General features: G+C 47.2%; 15 protein-coding genes. 4 read left to right on the forward strand and 11 right to left on the reverse strand.

Features of this window, described 5'->3' with window-relative positions; genetic code table 11:
* Positions 1-130: 130 nt before the first annotated feature.
* Positions 131-529 carry an FKBP-type peptidyl-prolyl cis-trans isomerase gene (locus ONT08_RS08440; RefSeq protein ID WP_119236581.1) on the forward strand — a complete coding sequence of 133 codons (399 nt, stop codon included), beginning with the start codon at positions 131-133 and terminating at the stop codon, positions 527-529.
* A 3-nt stretch (positions 530-532) separates the two neighbouring features.
* Here the strand turns inward: ONT08_RS08440 and ONT08_RS08445 are convergent, their stop codons facing one another.
* The 6 genes from ONT08_RS08445 to ONT08_RS08470 form a co-directional block, all read right to left on the reverse strand.
* The gene (locus ONT08_RS08445; protein WP_264959701.1) at positions 533-955 is read right to left on the reverse strand and encodes a hypothetical protein; all 423 of its coding nucleotides are present in this window, start codon (positions 953-955) and stop codon (positions 533-535) included.
* A 14-nt stretch (positions 956-969) separates the two neighbouring features.
* The gene (locus ONT08_RS08450) at positions 970-1,878 is read right to left on the reverse strand and encodes a hypothetical protein (protein ID WP_264959702.1); all 909 of its coding nucleotides are present in this window, start codon (positions 1,876-1,878) and stop codon (positions 970-972) included.
* Positions 1,879-1,896: 18 nt separating this feature from the next.
* Positions 1,897-2,403 (reverse strand): RNA polymerase sigma factor, encoded by a 507-nt coding sequence (locus ONT08_RS08455; RefSeq protein WP_264959703.1) that lies wholly within the window; start codon positions 2,401-2,403, stop codon positions 1,897-1,899.
* Positions 2,404-2,543: 140 nt separating this feature from the next.
* Positions 2,544-3,449, reverse strand: a complete 906-nt coding sequence (locus ONT08_RS08460; RefSeq protein WP_264959704.1) for a Ppx/GppA phosphatase family protein — start codon at positions 3,447-3,449, stop codon at positions 2,544-2,546.
* Positions 3,449-5,473: an RNA degradosome polyphosphate kinase gene (locus tag ONT08_RS08465; protein ID WP_437183602.1), complete on the reverse strand. Its 2,025-nt coding sequence runs from the start codon at positions 5,471-5,473 to the stop codon at positions 3,449-3,451. The genes ONT08_RS08460 and ONT08_RS08465 overlap by 1 nt, the downstream gene beginning before the upstream one ends.
* A gap of 25 nt (positions 5,474-5,498) precedes the next feature.
* Positions 5,499-6,170 (reverse strand): leucine-rich repeat domain-containing protein, encoded by a 672-nt coding sequence (locus ONT08_RS08470; RefSeq protein WP_264959706.1) that lies wholly within the window; start codon positions 6,168-6,170, stop codon positions 5,499-5,501.
* Between the two features lie 307 nt (positions 6,171-6,477).
* On the opposite strand from ONT08_RS08470, the gene ONT08_RS08475 reads away from it, so the two are divergent.
* Entirely contained in the window at positions 6,478-7,539 is a 1,062-nt protein-coding gene (locus ONT08_RS08475) for an OprO/OprP family phosphate-selective porin (protein ID WP_264959707.1), read from the forward strand.
* 90 nt (positions 7,540-7,629) lie between these two features.
* Here the strand turns inward: ONT08_RS08475 and hisB are convergent, their stop codons facing one another.
* The 3 genes from hisB to ONT08_RS08490 all read right to left on the reverse strand — a co-directional run bounded on the left by hisB (position 7,630) and on the right by ONT08_RS08490 (position 10,224).
* Positions 7,630-8,706: a bifunctional histidinol-phosphatase/imidazoleglycerol-phosphate dehydratase HisB gene (hisB, locus tag ONT08_RS08480; RefSeq protein ID WP_264959708.1), complete on the reverse strand. Its 1,077-nt coding sequence runs from the start codon at positions 8,704-8,706 to the stop codon at positions 7,630-7,632.
* A 26-nt stretch (positions 8,707-8,732) separates the two neighbouring features.
* On the reverse strand, positions 8,733-9,410 hold the full coding sequence (locus ONT08_RS08485) for a DUF975 family protein (RefSeq protein ID WP_118201227.1): 678 nt from the start codon (positions 9,408-9,410) through the stop codon (positions 8,733-8,735).
* Between the two features lie 64 nt (positions 9,411-9,474).
* Positions 9,475-10,224, reverse strand: a complete 750-nt coding sequence (locus ONT08_RS08490; RefSeq protein ID WP_119236589.1) for an RNA methyltransferase — start codon at positions 10,222-10,224, stop codon at positions 9,475-9,477.
* Positions 10,225-10,414: 190 nt separating this feature from the next.
* On the opposite strand from ONT08_RS08490, the gene ONT08_RS08495 reads away from it, so the two are divergent.
* On the forward strand, positions 10,415-12,529 hold the full coding sequence (locus tag ONT08_RS08495) for a BamA/TamA family outer membrane protein (RefSeq protein ID WP_264959941.1): 2,115 nt from the start codon (positions 10,415-10,417) through the stop codon (positions 12,527-12,529).
* A gap of 145 nt (positions 12,530-12,674) precedes the next feature.
* Here the strand turns inward: ONT08_RS08495 and ONT08_RS08500 are convergent, their stop codons facing one another.
* The gene (locus ONT08_RS08500; RefSeq protein WP_264959709.1) at positions 12,675-13,139 is read right to left on the reverse strand and encodes a hypothetical protein; all 465 of its coding nucleotides are present in this window, start codon (positions 13,137-13,139) and stop codon (positions 12,675-12,677) included.
* Between the two features lie 104 nt (positions 13,140-13,243).
* Between ONT08_RS08500 and ONT08_RS08505 the strand changes: the two genes are divergently transcribed.
* On the forward strand, positions 13,244-14,047 hold the full coding sequence (locus ONT08_RS08505) for an MBL fold metallo-hydrolase (RefSeq protein ID WP_264959710.1): 804 nt from the start codon (positions 13,244-13,246) through the stop codon (positions 14,045-14,047).
* A 63-nt stretch (positions 14,048-14,110) separates the two neighbouring features.
* Here the strand turns inward: ONT08_RS08505 and ONT08_RS08510 are convergent, their stop codons facing one another.
* Positions 14,111-14,479 carry a DMT family protein gene (locus ONT08_RS08510; protein ID WP_040553814.1) on the reverse strand — a complete coding sequence of 123 codons (369 nt, stop codon included), beginning with the start codon at positions 14,477-14,479 and terminating at the stop codon, positions 14,111-14,113.
* Positions 14,480-14,813: the final 334 nt, after the last annotated feature.

The raw sequence follows: 14,813 nt of genomic DNA on the forward strand, positions 1-14,813 counted from the left end.
GATGATTAGGATGCAAAGGTACTGCTTTTCTTTGATAAAAGAAGAAAAGTTCCCCTTTTTCTTTTGTAGATACGATAGATTTTTGTAACTTTGCGCAAAAATCATAGTATATCAAGTATCAAATAGTTTTATGGCAAAAAGAGAATATGTTGAGGCCAACAAGCGTTGGCTGGAGGAAAAGGCAAAAGAGGAGGGCGTTATGGCGCTGCCTCGTGGTATATATTATAAGGTGTTGAAGCAGGGCGCCCCGAAGGGCGCACAGCCTAGCCGACGCAGCATCGTGACTGCTCATTATACCGGTTGGACCATCAACGGCAAGAAGTTTGATTCCAGCCGTGGCGGTACGCCGTTCGCCATGCGATTGAGCGACCTGATAGATGGCTGGATTGTTGCCATGCAGCAGATGCACGTGGGCGACCAGTGGGAACTTTACATCCCAGCCGAAATGGGCTACGGCAAGTTCTCGCAGCCGGGCATCCCAGGCGGTTCTACCCTGATATTCGAAGTAGAACTCCTGGGTGTGGGATAATCGTTATTTCTTCAGAGTAACGATGATGTAGCTTCTGCCATCATCTTTCAGACCGCTTTCCTGAATGGCTTTGGAGCCCTCTTTCAAAACCACGATGGCTTTGATCTCGCTGGGAGAAATCTTGTTGAAATCTTCTTCAGTCAGTTCCTGCTCTCTGCCCTTGATCAGATAGTGAGGGGCTGGCTTGGCGACAGGAGGTGTGGTAGTAGTGATGATATGAATCTCTATCACATCTCTTTTGGGTGCCGGCAGGACGTTGGTGTTTACCTGGTAATTTTTGATGGTTTTACCGATGAGTTCCTTGCCGGTGAAGTTTGGAATGCGCTTGCCGTCGATGGTGTAGATACGCAGGGTATCTGCCTTCGATGCCATACTGCTGGTTATGCCCAGCAGAGCAAATGCAATGGTGAAAATATACTTTTTCATAAGCATAGAGAGTTTTATAAATCGTTTAACTGTGCTAGTGGAAGTAGCTGATAACTACCATCTTGTGTTTCTTTGATATTGATGGTGTAATGCTGCATGTTGCCTTCGTTGTCCAGGGTTGAGATAACGATGTTATCGCCTTGGCGGTTGATGGTCAGCTGCTCGGCAGAAGGCAGGGCGGCAGAGGCTACTTCATAAATCTGATTGAAATCTTCATGAATGCTTCTTTCTGTTTCAGAAGAGGTCTCTGCTGTATTTTCTGCAATCTTCCCTGCATGTTTCTCGCTTCTTTCTGCGATATTCTTTCTTTTGGCAAGTACCATCTTGCTTGACTTCATTTCCTGCGGAGTCACGATATCCCGGGTTGCTGCCAGGAAGAGGGAGTCGGCACGTTCCATCTTTTCGTATGCGTTCAGGTTCCCGTCTTCATCTTCTGAAGATGGCTGCGAGCGAACCACCTGCTCTGTAGGAACCAGGTTGGCAAGGCCAGGTTGTTGTTCAGAAGAGGATGAGAAATAATCCTTGATAGGGAAGAGCAGGAAGATGAGTCCTGCCAGCATTGCCGTAGCGAGAAGTATCGCAGAGAGGCGTACCCATCTTGTCTCGTGCTTCTTAGAAGTTGCAAGTGACATCTCTTTCATTTGCAGCTGTCCATCAGCTTCTTCTTTTCTATCCAGTTCTTTCATCTCTTCTTTTCCGTCCAATTCTTCCATCATTTCCATTTCTGTTTGATGGAAATTCGGAGTATAGTTCTCCATTCCCAGCATCAGGTTTCTGATGTCGAGATCCTCATCCGTTAAATCCTTATTCTCGCAATGGCGATAGAAATCAGCCAATGCCTGTTCTTCCTCCACGCTGGTATCAGCATCGAGGTAGTGCTCTATCAGCTCGTGGCGATAGGTTATATCTTCTAGTTTCTTCATTTCTTTCCTTTTTAGAGTTTATGACTTCATCATTTTCAACAATGATCTTCTTGCTGCAGAAATCATCGTCTTGGTGCTCGTCTTGTTGGCTCCGCAGATTTCTGCAATCTCATCGAGGCTCTTTCCCTCGCTTCTCAATAGCAGCATTCTTCTCTGCGTACTGGGAAGCCTGTCCATCGCCCTGTTGAGTCGCCTTTGCGTATCTTTGCCGATGATGGTCTGGTCGGTACGCTCGGTTGCCGTACAGATTTCTGCGGGATGCTTCATCTGTTCCAGCGATGCCGTCTGGGCTTTGTTGCGTCTCAGATGGTCGATGCAGAGATTCCTGGCTATCGTCATACCTAAGGCCTCGATGCTCTGGTATTCCGAGAGCCTTTCGCGCATCTTCCAGAGCTTCACCAGGGTTTCCTGCACGATGTCGTCGGCTTCTTCGGCAAGGGTTCCTGCCGAGAGATAGCGTTGACAATGTGCCGTCAACCTGGGGCGCATTTCCTGGGCGATATGTTCAAATTCTGTTTCTTCCATTTGTTCCTTTTTATGTGTATGACGCAAGAAGAGGCGAAAGGTAAACAAAAAAAATGCTACCTTCGCACATTTCTGTGCAAAGATAGCATAAAAATTTGAGATATTGACATATCTTTTATTTTATTTGTGGATGAAGTGATTTATTCCTCTGTTTTTGCCATCATCTTCTCGTAGAGTCCATCCACGATGGAGTCGGCGAGCGAGATGTTGGGCACCATGATGCTTTCACACTTCAGGTATTCGCATGCCTTGAGGAAAATCTCGGCGGCAGGAATGATGACGTCGGCACGGTCTTCCTTCAGAGAGAAGGAAATCTCGCGCTCCTCGATGCTCAGGGGCTGCATCATCGAGTAGAGGCGCTTCAGCTCGGCAAGCGTCAGGTTCTTGGCGTCCTGCTTGCTGTGGCGTGCCAGCTTGTTCAACTTGTTGATGTTACCACCCGAACCGATGATTCTTATGTCGCCGTATTGCTCGGCATATCTCGTCAGGTTCTCCTTGAAGAGCTTTTCGGTGTCGGCAGTCACCTTGCCGCTCAGCATTCTCAGCGTACCCATGTTGTAGGAATAGCTCTCGGCGAGCACACCATCGTGGATGATGCTCACCTCCGTGGAACCACCGCCCACATCGATGTAGGCAAAGCTGCCCTCGTTGGAGTCTGTTTTCTCTACCAGATTGTTGTAGAGGAGCTGTGCCTCCTCCTGACCCTTGATGATTTCTAGTTTGATGCCGGTTTGCTTCTCTATCTTCTTGAGCACCTTCTTGCCATTCTCGGCATCGCGCATGGCAGATGTGGCACAGGCGCGAAATGCCTCTACGTCATTGAGTTTCATGAATTGCTTGAAGCCCTTCATCATGTGGAGCATCATCTTCTCACGCTCCTTGGAAACCTTTCCCAGGGTGAAAACATCCTTACCCAATCGCAATGGGATGCGGATGAACATGAGTTTCTTGATGCGGTCTTCCTCTCGGATTGCCTCGGGATCGAAGCGCTTGATGAGGAGTCGGGCTCCGTTGGAGCCGATATCAATGGATGCTAAATTCATCATTATTTATATGCTTTATAAAGTTCTTCCTGACTGCGGAATGGCTCGCCTTCCACAAATTCCTTGCCGCCCTTGCCATCTACCACTCGGCCGTTCATCGTATCTCTCATACCATAGGAGATGGTGCGGAGCAGGTCTGCCTGCATATCCTCGTCATATACCGGGGTGAGCACCTCGATGCGGTTGATGAGGTTTCTAGGCATCCAGTCGGCAGAACCGATGAAGTATCTTGGCTTGCCTCCGTTGGCAAAGATGAGGATGCGGCTGTGCTCCAGATAGCGGTCGATGATGCCCACGCAGCGGATGTTGTCGCTGAGCTTGGCGATGCCTGGCACCAGCGAACAGTTGCCACGGATCACGATGTCAATCTTCACGCCAGCCTTTGAAGCCTGATAGAGTTTGCTTACCATATCGGTATCGGTGATGTGGTTGATCTTCATCTTCACCCAAGCCTCCTTGCCCTCGTTGGCATTCTTAATCTCGGTGTCGAGCATGCGCAGGATGCGGCTCTTCATGGAGTTAGGAGACACGAGGAGCTCGTTGAAGCGGAATGGCGAGAATGGGCGGTCGATGAAATCGAATACCTTAGCCACCTCGTTCACCAGCTTTGGTCGGGCTGTCATCATCAGATAGTCGGTATAGATCTTGGCATTACCCTCGTGGAAGTTTCCGGTTCCCACGCAGGCGATGTTGCCTTTCTTTGACTCGATATAGAGCAGTTTGGAGTGAATCTTCAGTCCTTCTACACCGAAGATCACGTTCACGCCCTCTTCCTGCATGCGCTTGCTCCACTTGATGTTGCTCTCCTCGTCGAAACGTGCCAGAAGCTCTACCACGGCAGTCACCTTCTTGCCGTTGCGGGCAGCGGTGATGAGTGCCTTCACTACCTTTGAATCCTTGGCCAGGCGATAGAGGGTGGTCTTGATGGCCTTCACCTCGGGCTTGGTGGCAGCCTCACGGAGCACACGGATGTAGCCGTTGAAGCTATGGTAGGGTACATGGATAAAACGGTCTTTCTCACGAATCTGGTCGAGGATGCTCTCGTTTGAGAGGAACTCCGGTTTCATGATAGGAGCCCATTTTTCGTACTTCAGTTCCTTGTGGCCGCAATCAGGGAACGACATCAGATCCTTGTGGTTCTGGTATCTTCCGCCAGCCAGAGAAGCATCCAACTCCTTGGTGTTCAATCGCTCACGCAGCTTCTTCTGAAGTTCCTTCGGCATCTCCTGGTCGTAGATAACGCGCACGGCTTCACCCTTCTTGCGGCTGCTTACACCCAGGGCTATCTTCTCCATGGTTCCGAAGTCGGCATCATTGTCCATCTCCATCTCGGCATCCTTGGTAAACTTGAAACTGAAGGCACGGTAGGTGCTCTTCTTGAAACCGAGGAATACCAGTGGCAGACAGTATCTGATTACATCGTCCAGATACATGATGTTGTCGAAACCATCGCTTGCCGGTACCTTCACCCAGCGTCCATAGACTCTATCCGGAACCTTAACTACGGCATATTTCTTCTTCTTGTCATCCTCAGCCTTTTCTACGGCGAGATAGATTCGGTTGTCCTCCAGGGTAGAGAGGTCGTCTATCTCGTTGAGCCAGATAGGGTTGACAGAACCATTGAGCTTGTCGTAGAAGAACTGCGTGAGGAATTCCTTCTGCTCGTCGTTGAGCTGGTCTTCGGTGAGCAGGCGAACCTTGTGAACTTCAAGTTCGCGGAAAACTGTATCCACCGCTTCAGTGTATTCTTTCGAATAAGATTCATTGAGCTTATTGATCGTTTTAAGAGATTTCTTAATCTGCTGCTCGGTATCCTTGTCGAGTTTCTGGTCGAGCATACGGTTGAGCGATGCTACGCGGACGCGGAAGAACTCGTCGAGGTTGTTGGAGTAAATACCGAGGAAAGAGAGGCGCTCCAACAATGGCACATACTCTTTCTCTGCCTCCTGCAGAATGCGATGGTTGAAGTACATCCAACTGATGTCGCGTTCTACATAAGCTTTCTTCATCATATCTTCTTTAGTCATGATTTCCCTGGTTTAATCTTTAGAGTTACTTTACTTTTGCAGGCTCTTTCTTAGCCTTCTTTTCAGAATCAGCCTTCTTCTCAACCTTCTTTTCAGAATCAGCCTTCTTCTCAACCTTCTTTTCAGAATCAGCCTTCTTCTCAGTCTTCTCCAAAACCAAATAGTCGGTGTCTCCATCGATAAAGTGGAGTTCCTTGCGGAAGAACTTGCTGCTGCCTACAGGCACGATGATGTCGTGTAACTGTTCGCAGTCGTCAAAGGCATGACGGCTCAGCTTGTTAGGAGTACCTGCAAAGGTAATCTTCTTCAACTTGTCGCACTCTGCAAAGGCGTAGCTCTTAACCACCTTTACGCCCGCAGGCACATAAACGTTATCCAATTCATCACAATCGTAGAAAGCATCGTGCTCAATTTCCTTCACGCTGTTGGCAATGATGATATTCTTCAAGGCCTTCTTGCCGCGGAACGCCATCTCGCCGATAATCTCCACTCCCTCTGGAATGGCAAAGCTAGCCTCCTGGCTCATGCAATAAACCAAGCGCTTCTTGTCGTTGGTGTAAACTGCATCGCCATCGAATTCAAAACTGTCGCTGTCAATCTTCTGCAAAGCGAGATTGAGCACTAAGTTCTCAAATTTACCATCTTTCTTAGATTTCTTCTTAAGAATATCCAAGATTGCTTTCTTATTTTCCTTCATCCTGTATTAATAAATTAATGTTTCTTTTCGGCTGCAAAGGTACGGCGATATTTTCAGATGGGAAAGAAAAAGCGATTACGTGTTTGTGACGATGATGTTACGACCATATTACTGATATTACAGAAACATTACGGGTGTTACAAATGTGTGATGTAACATCTTTGTAATACTTATGTTTTACGGTAGAAATATCTTCTCCTTACCTTTGCAGTCGAAATGAAGAAGATGTCTTCCTATGTCAATGAGGAGGATTTCATTCGGAATAAACAAAATCAGATTTACGTGTATATATATAATAAGGTAAGAAATGAAGAAGAAAACGTATTTGGTGATGGCACTCACGATGGTGTCGATGGGAATGAATGCCCAGAATTCAGAAAGCAGCTCTTTGGAGAAGGGCATCGAGGAATTCACCAAGACCATGAAAATTGGTGGAACCATCCGCTCTAAGTATGAGTACCAGACCGAAGAGGGGGAGGGACGATTCGAGGTGCGCACAGCCCGCATCAACGTGGCTGGCAATGTAACACCTCAGGTAAGCTACAAGGCGGAAATCGACCTCTGCGACGAGGGTAAGATCAAGATGCTCGATGCCTATACACGCATCAAGCCTTGGAAGACCCTGCAGTTCACCATCGGTCAGGAGCGTGTGCCATTCACCATCGATGCTCACCGTTCTCCTCATCAGCAGTACTTCGCCAACCGTTCGTTCATCGCCAAGCAGGTGGGTAACGTGCGCGACGTGGGTGCTGAAATCGGATACACCTGGAATGTAGGCTTCCCTATTGTGGTGAATGCCGGTATCTTCAACGGTTCTGGCTTGACCAACCAGAAGGATTACTGGACCAAGGGCGTTAACTATTCAGCCAAGGCTCAGTTCCTCTTTCCGAATGTGAACCTGGTGTTGAGTACCCAGAAGATCAAGCCATCTGATATCACGGTAACGATGTATGATGGTGGTATCACCTTCCACAAGGGCGGTTTCATTGCTGAGGCTGAGTATCTTTACAAGCATTACAGCAAGGATGCCTTCCACGATGTGCATGCGTTCGATGGCTTCGTATGCTATGACATTCCGGTGGCTAATCCTAAGAGCATCATCAGGAAGGTTTCGCCTTTGGCAAGATATGATTTCATGAGCGACCACAGTGATGGTACAAGATATGGCGGTTCTGATACAGAACTGGGTGCATTGAAGATCAATGATTATAAGCGCCATCGTGTTACGGGCGGTGTAACCTTGAGCCTTGCCAAGCCATTCATCTCAGATATCCGTATCAACTACGAGAAATATTTCTATCGTAAAGGTGGTATAGCTAAAGTTTCAGAAAAAGATAAGATTGTTGTGGAGTTCATGACAAAGTTCTAATAATAGTTTATAGTTAAGAGTTAATAGTTAAGAGTTTATAGTTTATAGCAACAGTCATCTATAAACTATAAACTCTTAACTGTAAACTCCTTACAGCATTCCCTTAGAGCTAGGAAGCTCGAAGTGGTAGATGTCTCTCTTTACCGCCATTTTCAGCGAGCGGGCAAGTGCCTTGAAGATGCCTTCTATCTTATGATGCTCGTTCTCGCCCTCAGCCTTGATGTTGAGGTTCATCTTTGCCGCATCACTCAGACTCTTGAAGAAATGCTTGAACATCTCGGTTGGCATTTCGCCCACCTTCTCTCTGTGGAACTCGGCATCCCAAATCAGCCATGGACGACCACCGAAATCCAATGCTACCTGACAGAGACAATCATCCATTGGCAGACTGTAGCCGTATCTTTCTATTCCGCGCTTATCACCTAAAGCCTGCAGCAGGCATTCGCCCAGTGCAATACCCGTATCCTCAATGGTATGATGCTCATCCACATAGAGGTCGCCCTTGGTATGGATGGTGAGATCCATCATGCCGTGCTTGCCTATCTGTTCCAGCATGTGGTCGAAGAAACCGAGACCGGTAGAGATGTCGCATTTTCCTGAACCATCGAGATTTACCTTGATGTAGATATCCGTTTCCTTGGTGGTGCGCTTCACCTCTGCGATGCGGTCGCCGGCAAAGAGAATCTCGGCTATCTTGTCCCAGTCCATGCCGTCTTTTCCGAGAATCAGACTCTTGCAACCCAGGTTTTCTGCAAGCTGGGCATCGGTTTCACGGTCACCGATTACATAACTGTTTGCCATATCGTAGGCAGGGTTATCGATGTATTCGGTCAGCATGCCTGTTCCTGGCTTGCGCATCGGCGAGTTGTCCTCAGGGAAGTGGCGGTCGATGTACTGCTTGGCAAAGTGGATGCCCTCGCTCTCCAGGGTCTGGATGATGAAGTTGTGTACTGGCCAGAAGGTGTTCTCCGGGAAAGAGTCGGTGCCCAGTCCGTCCTGGTTGCTCACCATCACCAGTTCGTAGTCGGTGTGCTGGGCAATGAAGGCGAGGTTGCGGAACACGCCCTTGGTGAATACCAGTTTCTCGAAGCTGTCAATCTGTTCGTCCTCTGGTTCCTGAATCAGAGTTCCATCGCGGTCGATGAAGAGTAATCTTGTCTGTTTCATTTCTCTTATATATTATGTTAATACGATTAATATTTTTCTATCTCTGTAGTTGCCATTTTCTGGCTTTCCTTCATTCTCTGTTTCTCTTCGTCTTGCACCTTGTAAGAGCCGAATTGATAGGCAAGTGAAATGCCAAGCCAGCTCAAGGCGTAGATGATGAGCAGGAAGGTGATGGTGAACACCAGGAAGAGGAGTGGGGTGAAATAACCCGGCACACCGAGCGGGTCGCCATCAAGTGCACCGAGCTGTGAATAGAACTGTGCGATGATGAGGATGATGGAAGGCAGGGCTGCGATAAAGGTAGCGATGCCTACGATAATCATGCCGAGAAAACTGGTCAGAAAGAAACCTCCGAAGTGGCGGAGAATGCGGAGGAGGGATTTTCCTATCTTGCGCTTTTCGCCCTTAGGACACAGTTGCTTTCTTGGCAGGAGATGCCAGAATGATACGATAGCCATCACGATAGTGGCTCCGTAAATGATGGTTTGCAGAATGAACGAAGCCATCGGATTCACGGCTCCCCAATCGTGAAGCGGTTTATTGGGGAGGAGGAAATAGAGTACGATAGCCAGCAATACTGCAAATGGAACATGGGTAGTCCATGTCTGCTTTACGAGTGATCTGAAGTCACTTGTTATGGTATCGTATGATGCTCTCATGCAGGCAGTTATGCTGCGATGCTTAAATAATTCATTTACTTCCATAACTATCTTGTTTTAATTTCTAATTATCGCTTTTGTATTTTTTGACCTTTTTACCCTTTTACCTTTAAAAGTTTCTTCTGAATTCAGAGCAGGTAATGGCGGTAGCGATAGCCACATTCAGACTGTCGGCGGTAGCTCTACCTTCCGGAAAGTTAGGGATGAGCAGCTTGTGATTCACCTTCTTTGCCAGAGCAGGCGAGATGCCTTTTCCTTCGTTTCCCATCACGATAAGTCCATGGTTTTCGAGCTTTTGCTGATAGATGTTGTCGCCATCGAGCAGGGTTCCGTAAACGGGAACATCGGCTGGAAGTGATTCTACCAGTCCCAGCAGGTCGCCATATTCTACCTTCACTCTTGCTATGCTGCCCATCGTAGCCTGCACCACCTTTGGATTGTATACGTCGGCAGTATCCTGACTGCAGTAGATATGGGTGATGCCAAACCAGTCGGCGATGCGGATGATGGTGCCCAGGTTGCCCGGGTCCTGAACGCCGTCGAGCGCCAGACTCAGTTCGCTGGTATTAATAGAGTAATCTCCTGATGTTGCCTGTTTGAATACGGCAAGCACCTGTTGCGGATGCTGCAGGAAACTTACCTTCTTCAGTTCTTCATCAGTAACCTCTATCACTTCGGTTTCAGCCCCGAAGTGTTTGCCCCGGAGCCATTCACCGGTAGCCACAATCAGGTCGGCAGGTTGCAGAGCGAGCAAATCGTCTACCACCTTGAAACCTTCTGCCACGAACTTTCCTTCTTTATTTCTGTTCTTCTTCAGTTCGAGCGAACGTATGTACTTTATTTTATTCTTGCTAATCATTTATTTTTTGTCTATATGTGTGCAAAGGTAACATAAAATATAGACATTTCAAAATAAAAAGTGCTAAATATTTTGTATTTAATTTGTTTTGCATTATCTTTGCATATCAAAAACGATAGATATTTTGAAAAAAGAAACGATTTCATTACTTGCCTTGCCGCTGCTCATTGCATCTTGTTCTTCAAGCAAAATGGTGCCGGAAGGGGAGTATATATTAAATAAGGTGGAAGTGAAGAGCGACTCGGCAGGGTATAATGCCGGGGCGCTCAAGCAGTATGTGCGCCAGAAAGAGAAACCGAAACTCTTCTCGCTCTTCAAGAATCCTTTCAGCAAGAAGCCTGTCATCTACGATACTTTGCAGGCGAGGCTCTCCTGTCAGGATCTGCTTACCGCCATGCAGAACCAGGGCTTCATGCATGCCGGGGTGTCGCTCTATACCACCAAGAAAGGAAAGAAACTGGATGCTACCTATCTGTTGCATCCCGGAGAACCTTTTATGATAGGTAAGGTGAAATATGAGGTGGAAGATGAACATATCCAGCAACTTCTGCATCTCGATAACCCCGATAATCAGCAGATTAAGCCGGGTATGAGATTTACGGTAGAAACATTGGATAATGAGCGCAGGCGTATCTCCAGCCTTCTGACCAATGATGGCTATTTCCGCTTTCATAAAGATTTTATCCAGTTTTCTGCCGATACGATTGCGGGACAGAAGGATATCGCCCTGACACTCCACCTGATGAAGTATAAGGCAAACAGTAATGCTCCTGAGGTTGATCATCCCCGATATGAAATCAGAAACATCAACTATCTGAGTAATGACAGCGACCGAATCCATCTGCGCCATCAGGTTTTGCTCAATGCCACTGCCCTCAGAGAAGGCCGTCCCTACAGTGCCGCCGCCTTGCAGCGCACCTATAACAACTTCGCCCGTTTGCAGGCGGTGAAGTATACCAACATCAGTTTCTCTGAAGTTCCTGACAGCAACCAGGTTACGGAGAACGGAATGGAGAGGGACAGCATCAGCCGGCAGATGGATTGCAATATCCAAATCAGTACCAACAAGCCTTCTACCATCGCCTTCCAGCCGGAGGGAACCAATACAGCGGGCGACTTGGGAGCTGCTGCTTCGCTCACTTATACCAACCGAAATCTCTTCAGAGGTAGTGAGCAGCTGAGCATAGAACTTCGTGGAGCCTACGAGGCTATTACCGGTCTGGAGGGGTATCAGGATCAGAACTATACTGAATATTCGGTTGAAGGCAAACTGGTTTTCCCTCGTTTCGTGGCGCCTTTCCTTTCAAGAAATTTCAGAAGAAGACAGACGGCAAACAGCGAGTTGTCGGCAAGTTGGAATCTTCAGAACCGTCCGGAGTTTCATCGCCGCGTATTCTCTACTGCCTGGCGTTATCGCTGGACAGAGCCACGCCATCATCTGGCCTGGCGTTTCGACCTGCTCGATCTCAACTATGTGTATATGCCATGGATATCCGAGACATTCAAGAGAGACTATCTCGATAATGCAGAAAACAGAAATGCCATCCTCCGCTACAATTACGAAGACCTGTTTATCATGAAGATGGGTTTCGGTTTGAGTTATAGCGATGGGGTAGATGCTGTGCGAGTGAATGTAGAGAGTTCGGGCAATCTGCTGAACGGTGTTTCCAAGGCATTCGGTTTCAAGGTGAACAGCCAGGGGCAGCGTACATTATTTAATATAGCTTATGCCCAGTATGTCAAGTTTGATGTAGATTATACCCATCTGATGCAGTTTGATAAGCGTAATGCTCTGGCGCTGCATGCGGGTATCGGTGTGGCTTATCCTTACGGCAACAGTACGGTGTTGCCTTTCGAAAAGCGTTATTTCTCGGGTGGTGCCAACTCGGTAAGAGGTTGGGGCGTAAGAGAATTAGGTCCGGGCAAGTTTAAGGGAACTGACGGCAGAATAGATTTCATCAACCAGACGGGTGATGTGAAGCTCGACTTGAATGCAGAATACCGCACTTCGCTCTTCTGGAAGTTTGAGGGTGCAGCGTTTATCGATGCCGGTAATATCTGGACACTTCGCAATTATCAGGATCAGCCTGGTGGCCAGTTCAAGATAGATGAATTCTACAAACAGATAGCTGTAGCCTATGGCTTAGGTCTCAGGTTGAATTTCGATTACTTCATCCTCCGTTTGGATATGGGTATGAAGGCGATTAATCCAGCCTACGGAACGAAGGAAGAGCATTGGGCGATTATCCACCCGAAACTAGACCGCGATTTTGCCTTCCATTTCGCAGTTGGTCTGCCGTTCTAAATGCAGCGAATAGTTTATAGTTAATAGTTAACAGTTTATAGTTAATAGTTAACAGTTGATAGTTTATAGTTAACAGTTTATAGCCAGGAGTTTCTGTAGGGCATCTTTTTTTGATTATGATGCCCCTCAGAAACTCCTTCCTTTTTCAAGGCAATTTATCCAACTTAATCTTCCAGAGTCCCTTTTCCATACACATCGGCAGTTGGAAATCGGCCTGTTCTATGAGCTGTGGATCCTGTCCGATACTGTCCATCTGCAGAAAATTATGAACCGTAAGGGTTATGGTGGCAGTTTTTTCATCATCACCGAAATCAATATCCGTAATCTCTATGCTGGCATCCTCCGGTTTCTGGCGCAGCTGTTCCACGTCGGTCGCGTTCACATTACTTGCAGCATAGCGCAGCCAGCGCTCCGATTCCTGGGTGCAATACTTCACGGCTTTCGGGAAATGCCAGTTGAAATAATAGTTGGCAAACGAATCAACATCAGCCTTCAGCTGATCCTCGCTGCCTTCGTGAGGTTCACAGCCCGAAAGACTGAATATACTTGCGGTCATGCATGCCACAGCTATGCATAAACCTATCATCGACTTCTTTATCATGATTCTCAAATCTTAAAAATTCTATTTTTTTGCGATATTTCGGCACAAAGATAGTAAAAAACTTTGTAATAAGAATCTTTTTTGCTAACTTTGCATGGAAAATAACAATTAAAATGCTGAAATTTATATCCTTTGGCAGTGGAAGTAGTGGCAATTGCTATTATCTTTACACTGATACGGATTCGATACTGATAGACGTAGGAGTAGGAATAAGAATATTGAAGAAGCATTTCCATAACTATGGACTTCGCTTCGAGGATGTGCATCACGTCCTCATCACGCATGACCACGCCGACCATGTAAAGTCGGTGGGGAGTCTGAGTACTGACTATCATCTACCGGTATATACGACCCGTAAAGTACATCAAGGCATCGAGCGCAACTATTGTGTTCGAAAGAAGATAGAGCCTAACCATGCTCGTGTGATAGAGAAGAACGTAACTTTCACACTGGGCGAGTTTAAGATTACTCCGTTCGGCGTACCCCACGACAGTACCGACAATGTTGGCTATTTCGTGGAGTGCGGAGGTGTGAACTTCTGCCTCATCACCGATGTGGGTCATATTACCGAAGAGATGCACGACTTTATCGGCCGTGCCAACTATCTTGTGCTCGAGGCGAACCATAGTGTAGAGATGCTCCAGCAGGGGCATTATCCCCAGTATCTGAAGGATCGCATTCTGGGAGATAACGGTCATCTGAGCAACGACGATTGTGGCGAGGCGCTTGCCAATTATGCTACACCGGAGCTTCATCACGTCTGGCTCTGTCATCTCAGCGAGGAGAACAACCATCCTGAGCTGGCACGCAAAACCGTGGAGCAGATCCTGCGCAGCAAAGGCATCATAGCCGGCAAGGACTTCCTGCTGGAAATATTGAAGCGCAAGACACCGAGCGAAATCTATAACCTGGTGTAGGGCAGGTGTAAAACTAAAAAGGTAGCCGGATAAGGAGTTATATTGAGTTAACTCCTTATCCGGCTATTTCATGAATACGAAATAAACGGCTGCAATCAGGCAGCAGAAGGCTGCGAAATGATTCCAGTGCAATCCCTGTCCCTGGAAGAGGATATTGGCGATGATGGCGAAGACGATGAGTGATACGCATTCCTGTATCACCTTGAGCTGGACCAGATTAAACGGTCCGCCATTATCTACGAAACCGATGCGGTTGGCTGGTACCTGACAGCAATATTCGAAGAAGGCGATGGCCCAACTGAAGGCGATGACACCGATAAGGGGCCAGTTGCTGCTCACGCCCGTTTGTTGCAACTTGAGGTGTCCGTACCAAGCCAGCGTCATGAAAATGTTGCTCAGCACCAATAATAATATAGTATACAATCCGTTCATAATCTTATCTTTTTTGCGGGTGCAAAGGTAATATATTTTTTTAAACTCTCCAAATTTCAGGGAAGTTTCATTTCGTTTTTGTTTTGATATGGCTGTTTTTGGCAGATAAATCTCCGATGTTCTGATATTTATCTCCGAAAGATAAGTGTGCTGTTTGCGTATGGCCAGTAGGCTGTTTGGGGCGAACAGCCTACTGGCGGAATAGAGAACAGTAGGCTGTTCCTATAAGACAGTCATCTCAGACGGGGAAACCAGATTTCCCAATCCTATCAATATGATTTATGTTTAGCATTCTGCAAAAATCTCTTCACTCTTCACCTTTCTTCCCAAATCC

It is taken from the genome of Segatella copri (genome assembly GCF_026015465.1).
Lineage (GTDB): Bacteria > Bacteroidota > Bacteroidia > Bacteroidales > Bacteroidaceae > Prevotella > Prevotella copri_E.

Coding starts and splice junctions, on each gene's coding strand:
- ONT08_RS08505 (WP_264959710.1), top strand. CDS start 13,244: ATGCTGAAATTTATATCCTTTGGCAGTGGAAGTAGTGGCAATTGCTAT.
- ONT08_RS08460 (WP_264959704.1), bottom strand. CDS start 3,449: ATGATGAATTTAGCATCCATTGATATCGGCTCCAACGGAGCCCGACTC.
- ONT08_RS08470 (WP_264959706.1), bottom strand. CDS start 6,170: ATGAAGGAAAATAAGAAAGCAATCTTGGATATTCTTAAGAAGAAATCT.
- ONT08_RS08490 (WP_119236589.1), bottom strand. CDS start 10,224: ATGATTAGCAAGAATAAAATAAAGTACATACGTTCGCTCGAACTGAAG.
- ONT08_RS08485 (WP_118201227.1), bottom strand. CDS start 9,410: ATGGAAGTAAATGAATTATTTAAGCATCGCAGCATAACTGCCTGCATG.
- ONT08_RS08440 (WP_119236581.1), top strand. CDS start 131: ATGGCAAAAAGAGAATATGTTGAGGCCAACAAGCGTTGGCTGGAGGAA.
- ONT08_RS08495 (WP_264959941.1), top strand. CDS start 10,415: ATGGTGCCGGAAGGGGAGTATATATTAAATAAGGTGGAAGTGAAGAGC.
- ONT08_RS08475 (WP_264959707.1), top strand. CDS start 6,478: ATGAAGAAGAAAACGTATTTGGTGATGGCACTCACGATGGTGTCGATG.
- ONT08_RS08510 (WP_040553814.1), bottom strand. CDS start 14,479: ATGAACGGATTGTATACTATATTATTATTGGTGCTGAGCAACATTTTC.
- hisB (WP_264959708.1), bottom strand. CDS start 8,706: ATGAAACAGACAAGATTACTCTTCATCGACCGCGATGGAACTCTGATT.
- ONT08_RS08450 (WP_264959702.1), bottom strand. CDS start 1,878: ATGAAGAAACTAGAAGATATAACCTATCGCCACGAGCTGATAGAGCAC.
- ONT08_RS08445 (WP_264959701.1), bottom strand. CDS start 955: ATGAAAAAGTATATTTTCACCATTGCATTTGCTCTGCTGGGCATAACC.
- ONT08_RS08465 (WP_437183602.1), bottom strand. CDS start 5,473: ATGACTAAAGAAGATATGATGAAGAAAGCTTATGTAGAACGCGACATC.
- ONT08_RS08455 (WP_264959703.1), bottom strand. CDS start 2,403: ATGGAAGAAACAGAATTTGAACATATCGCCCAGGAAATGCGCCCCAGG.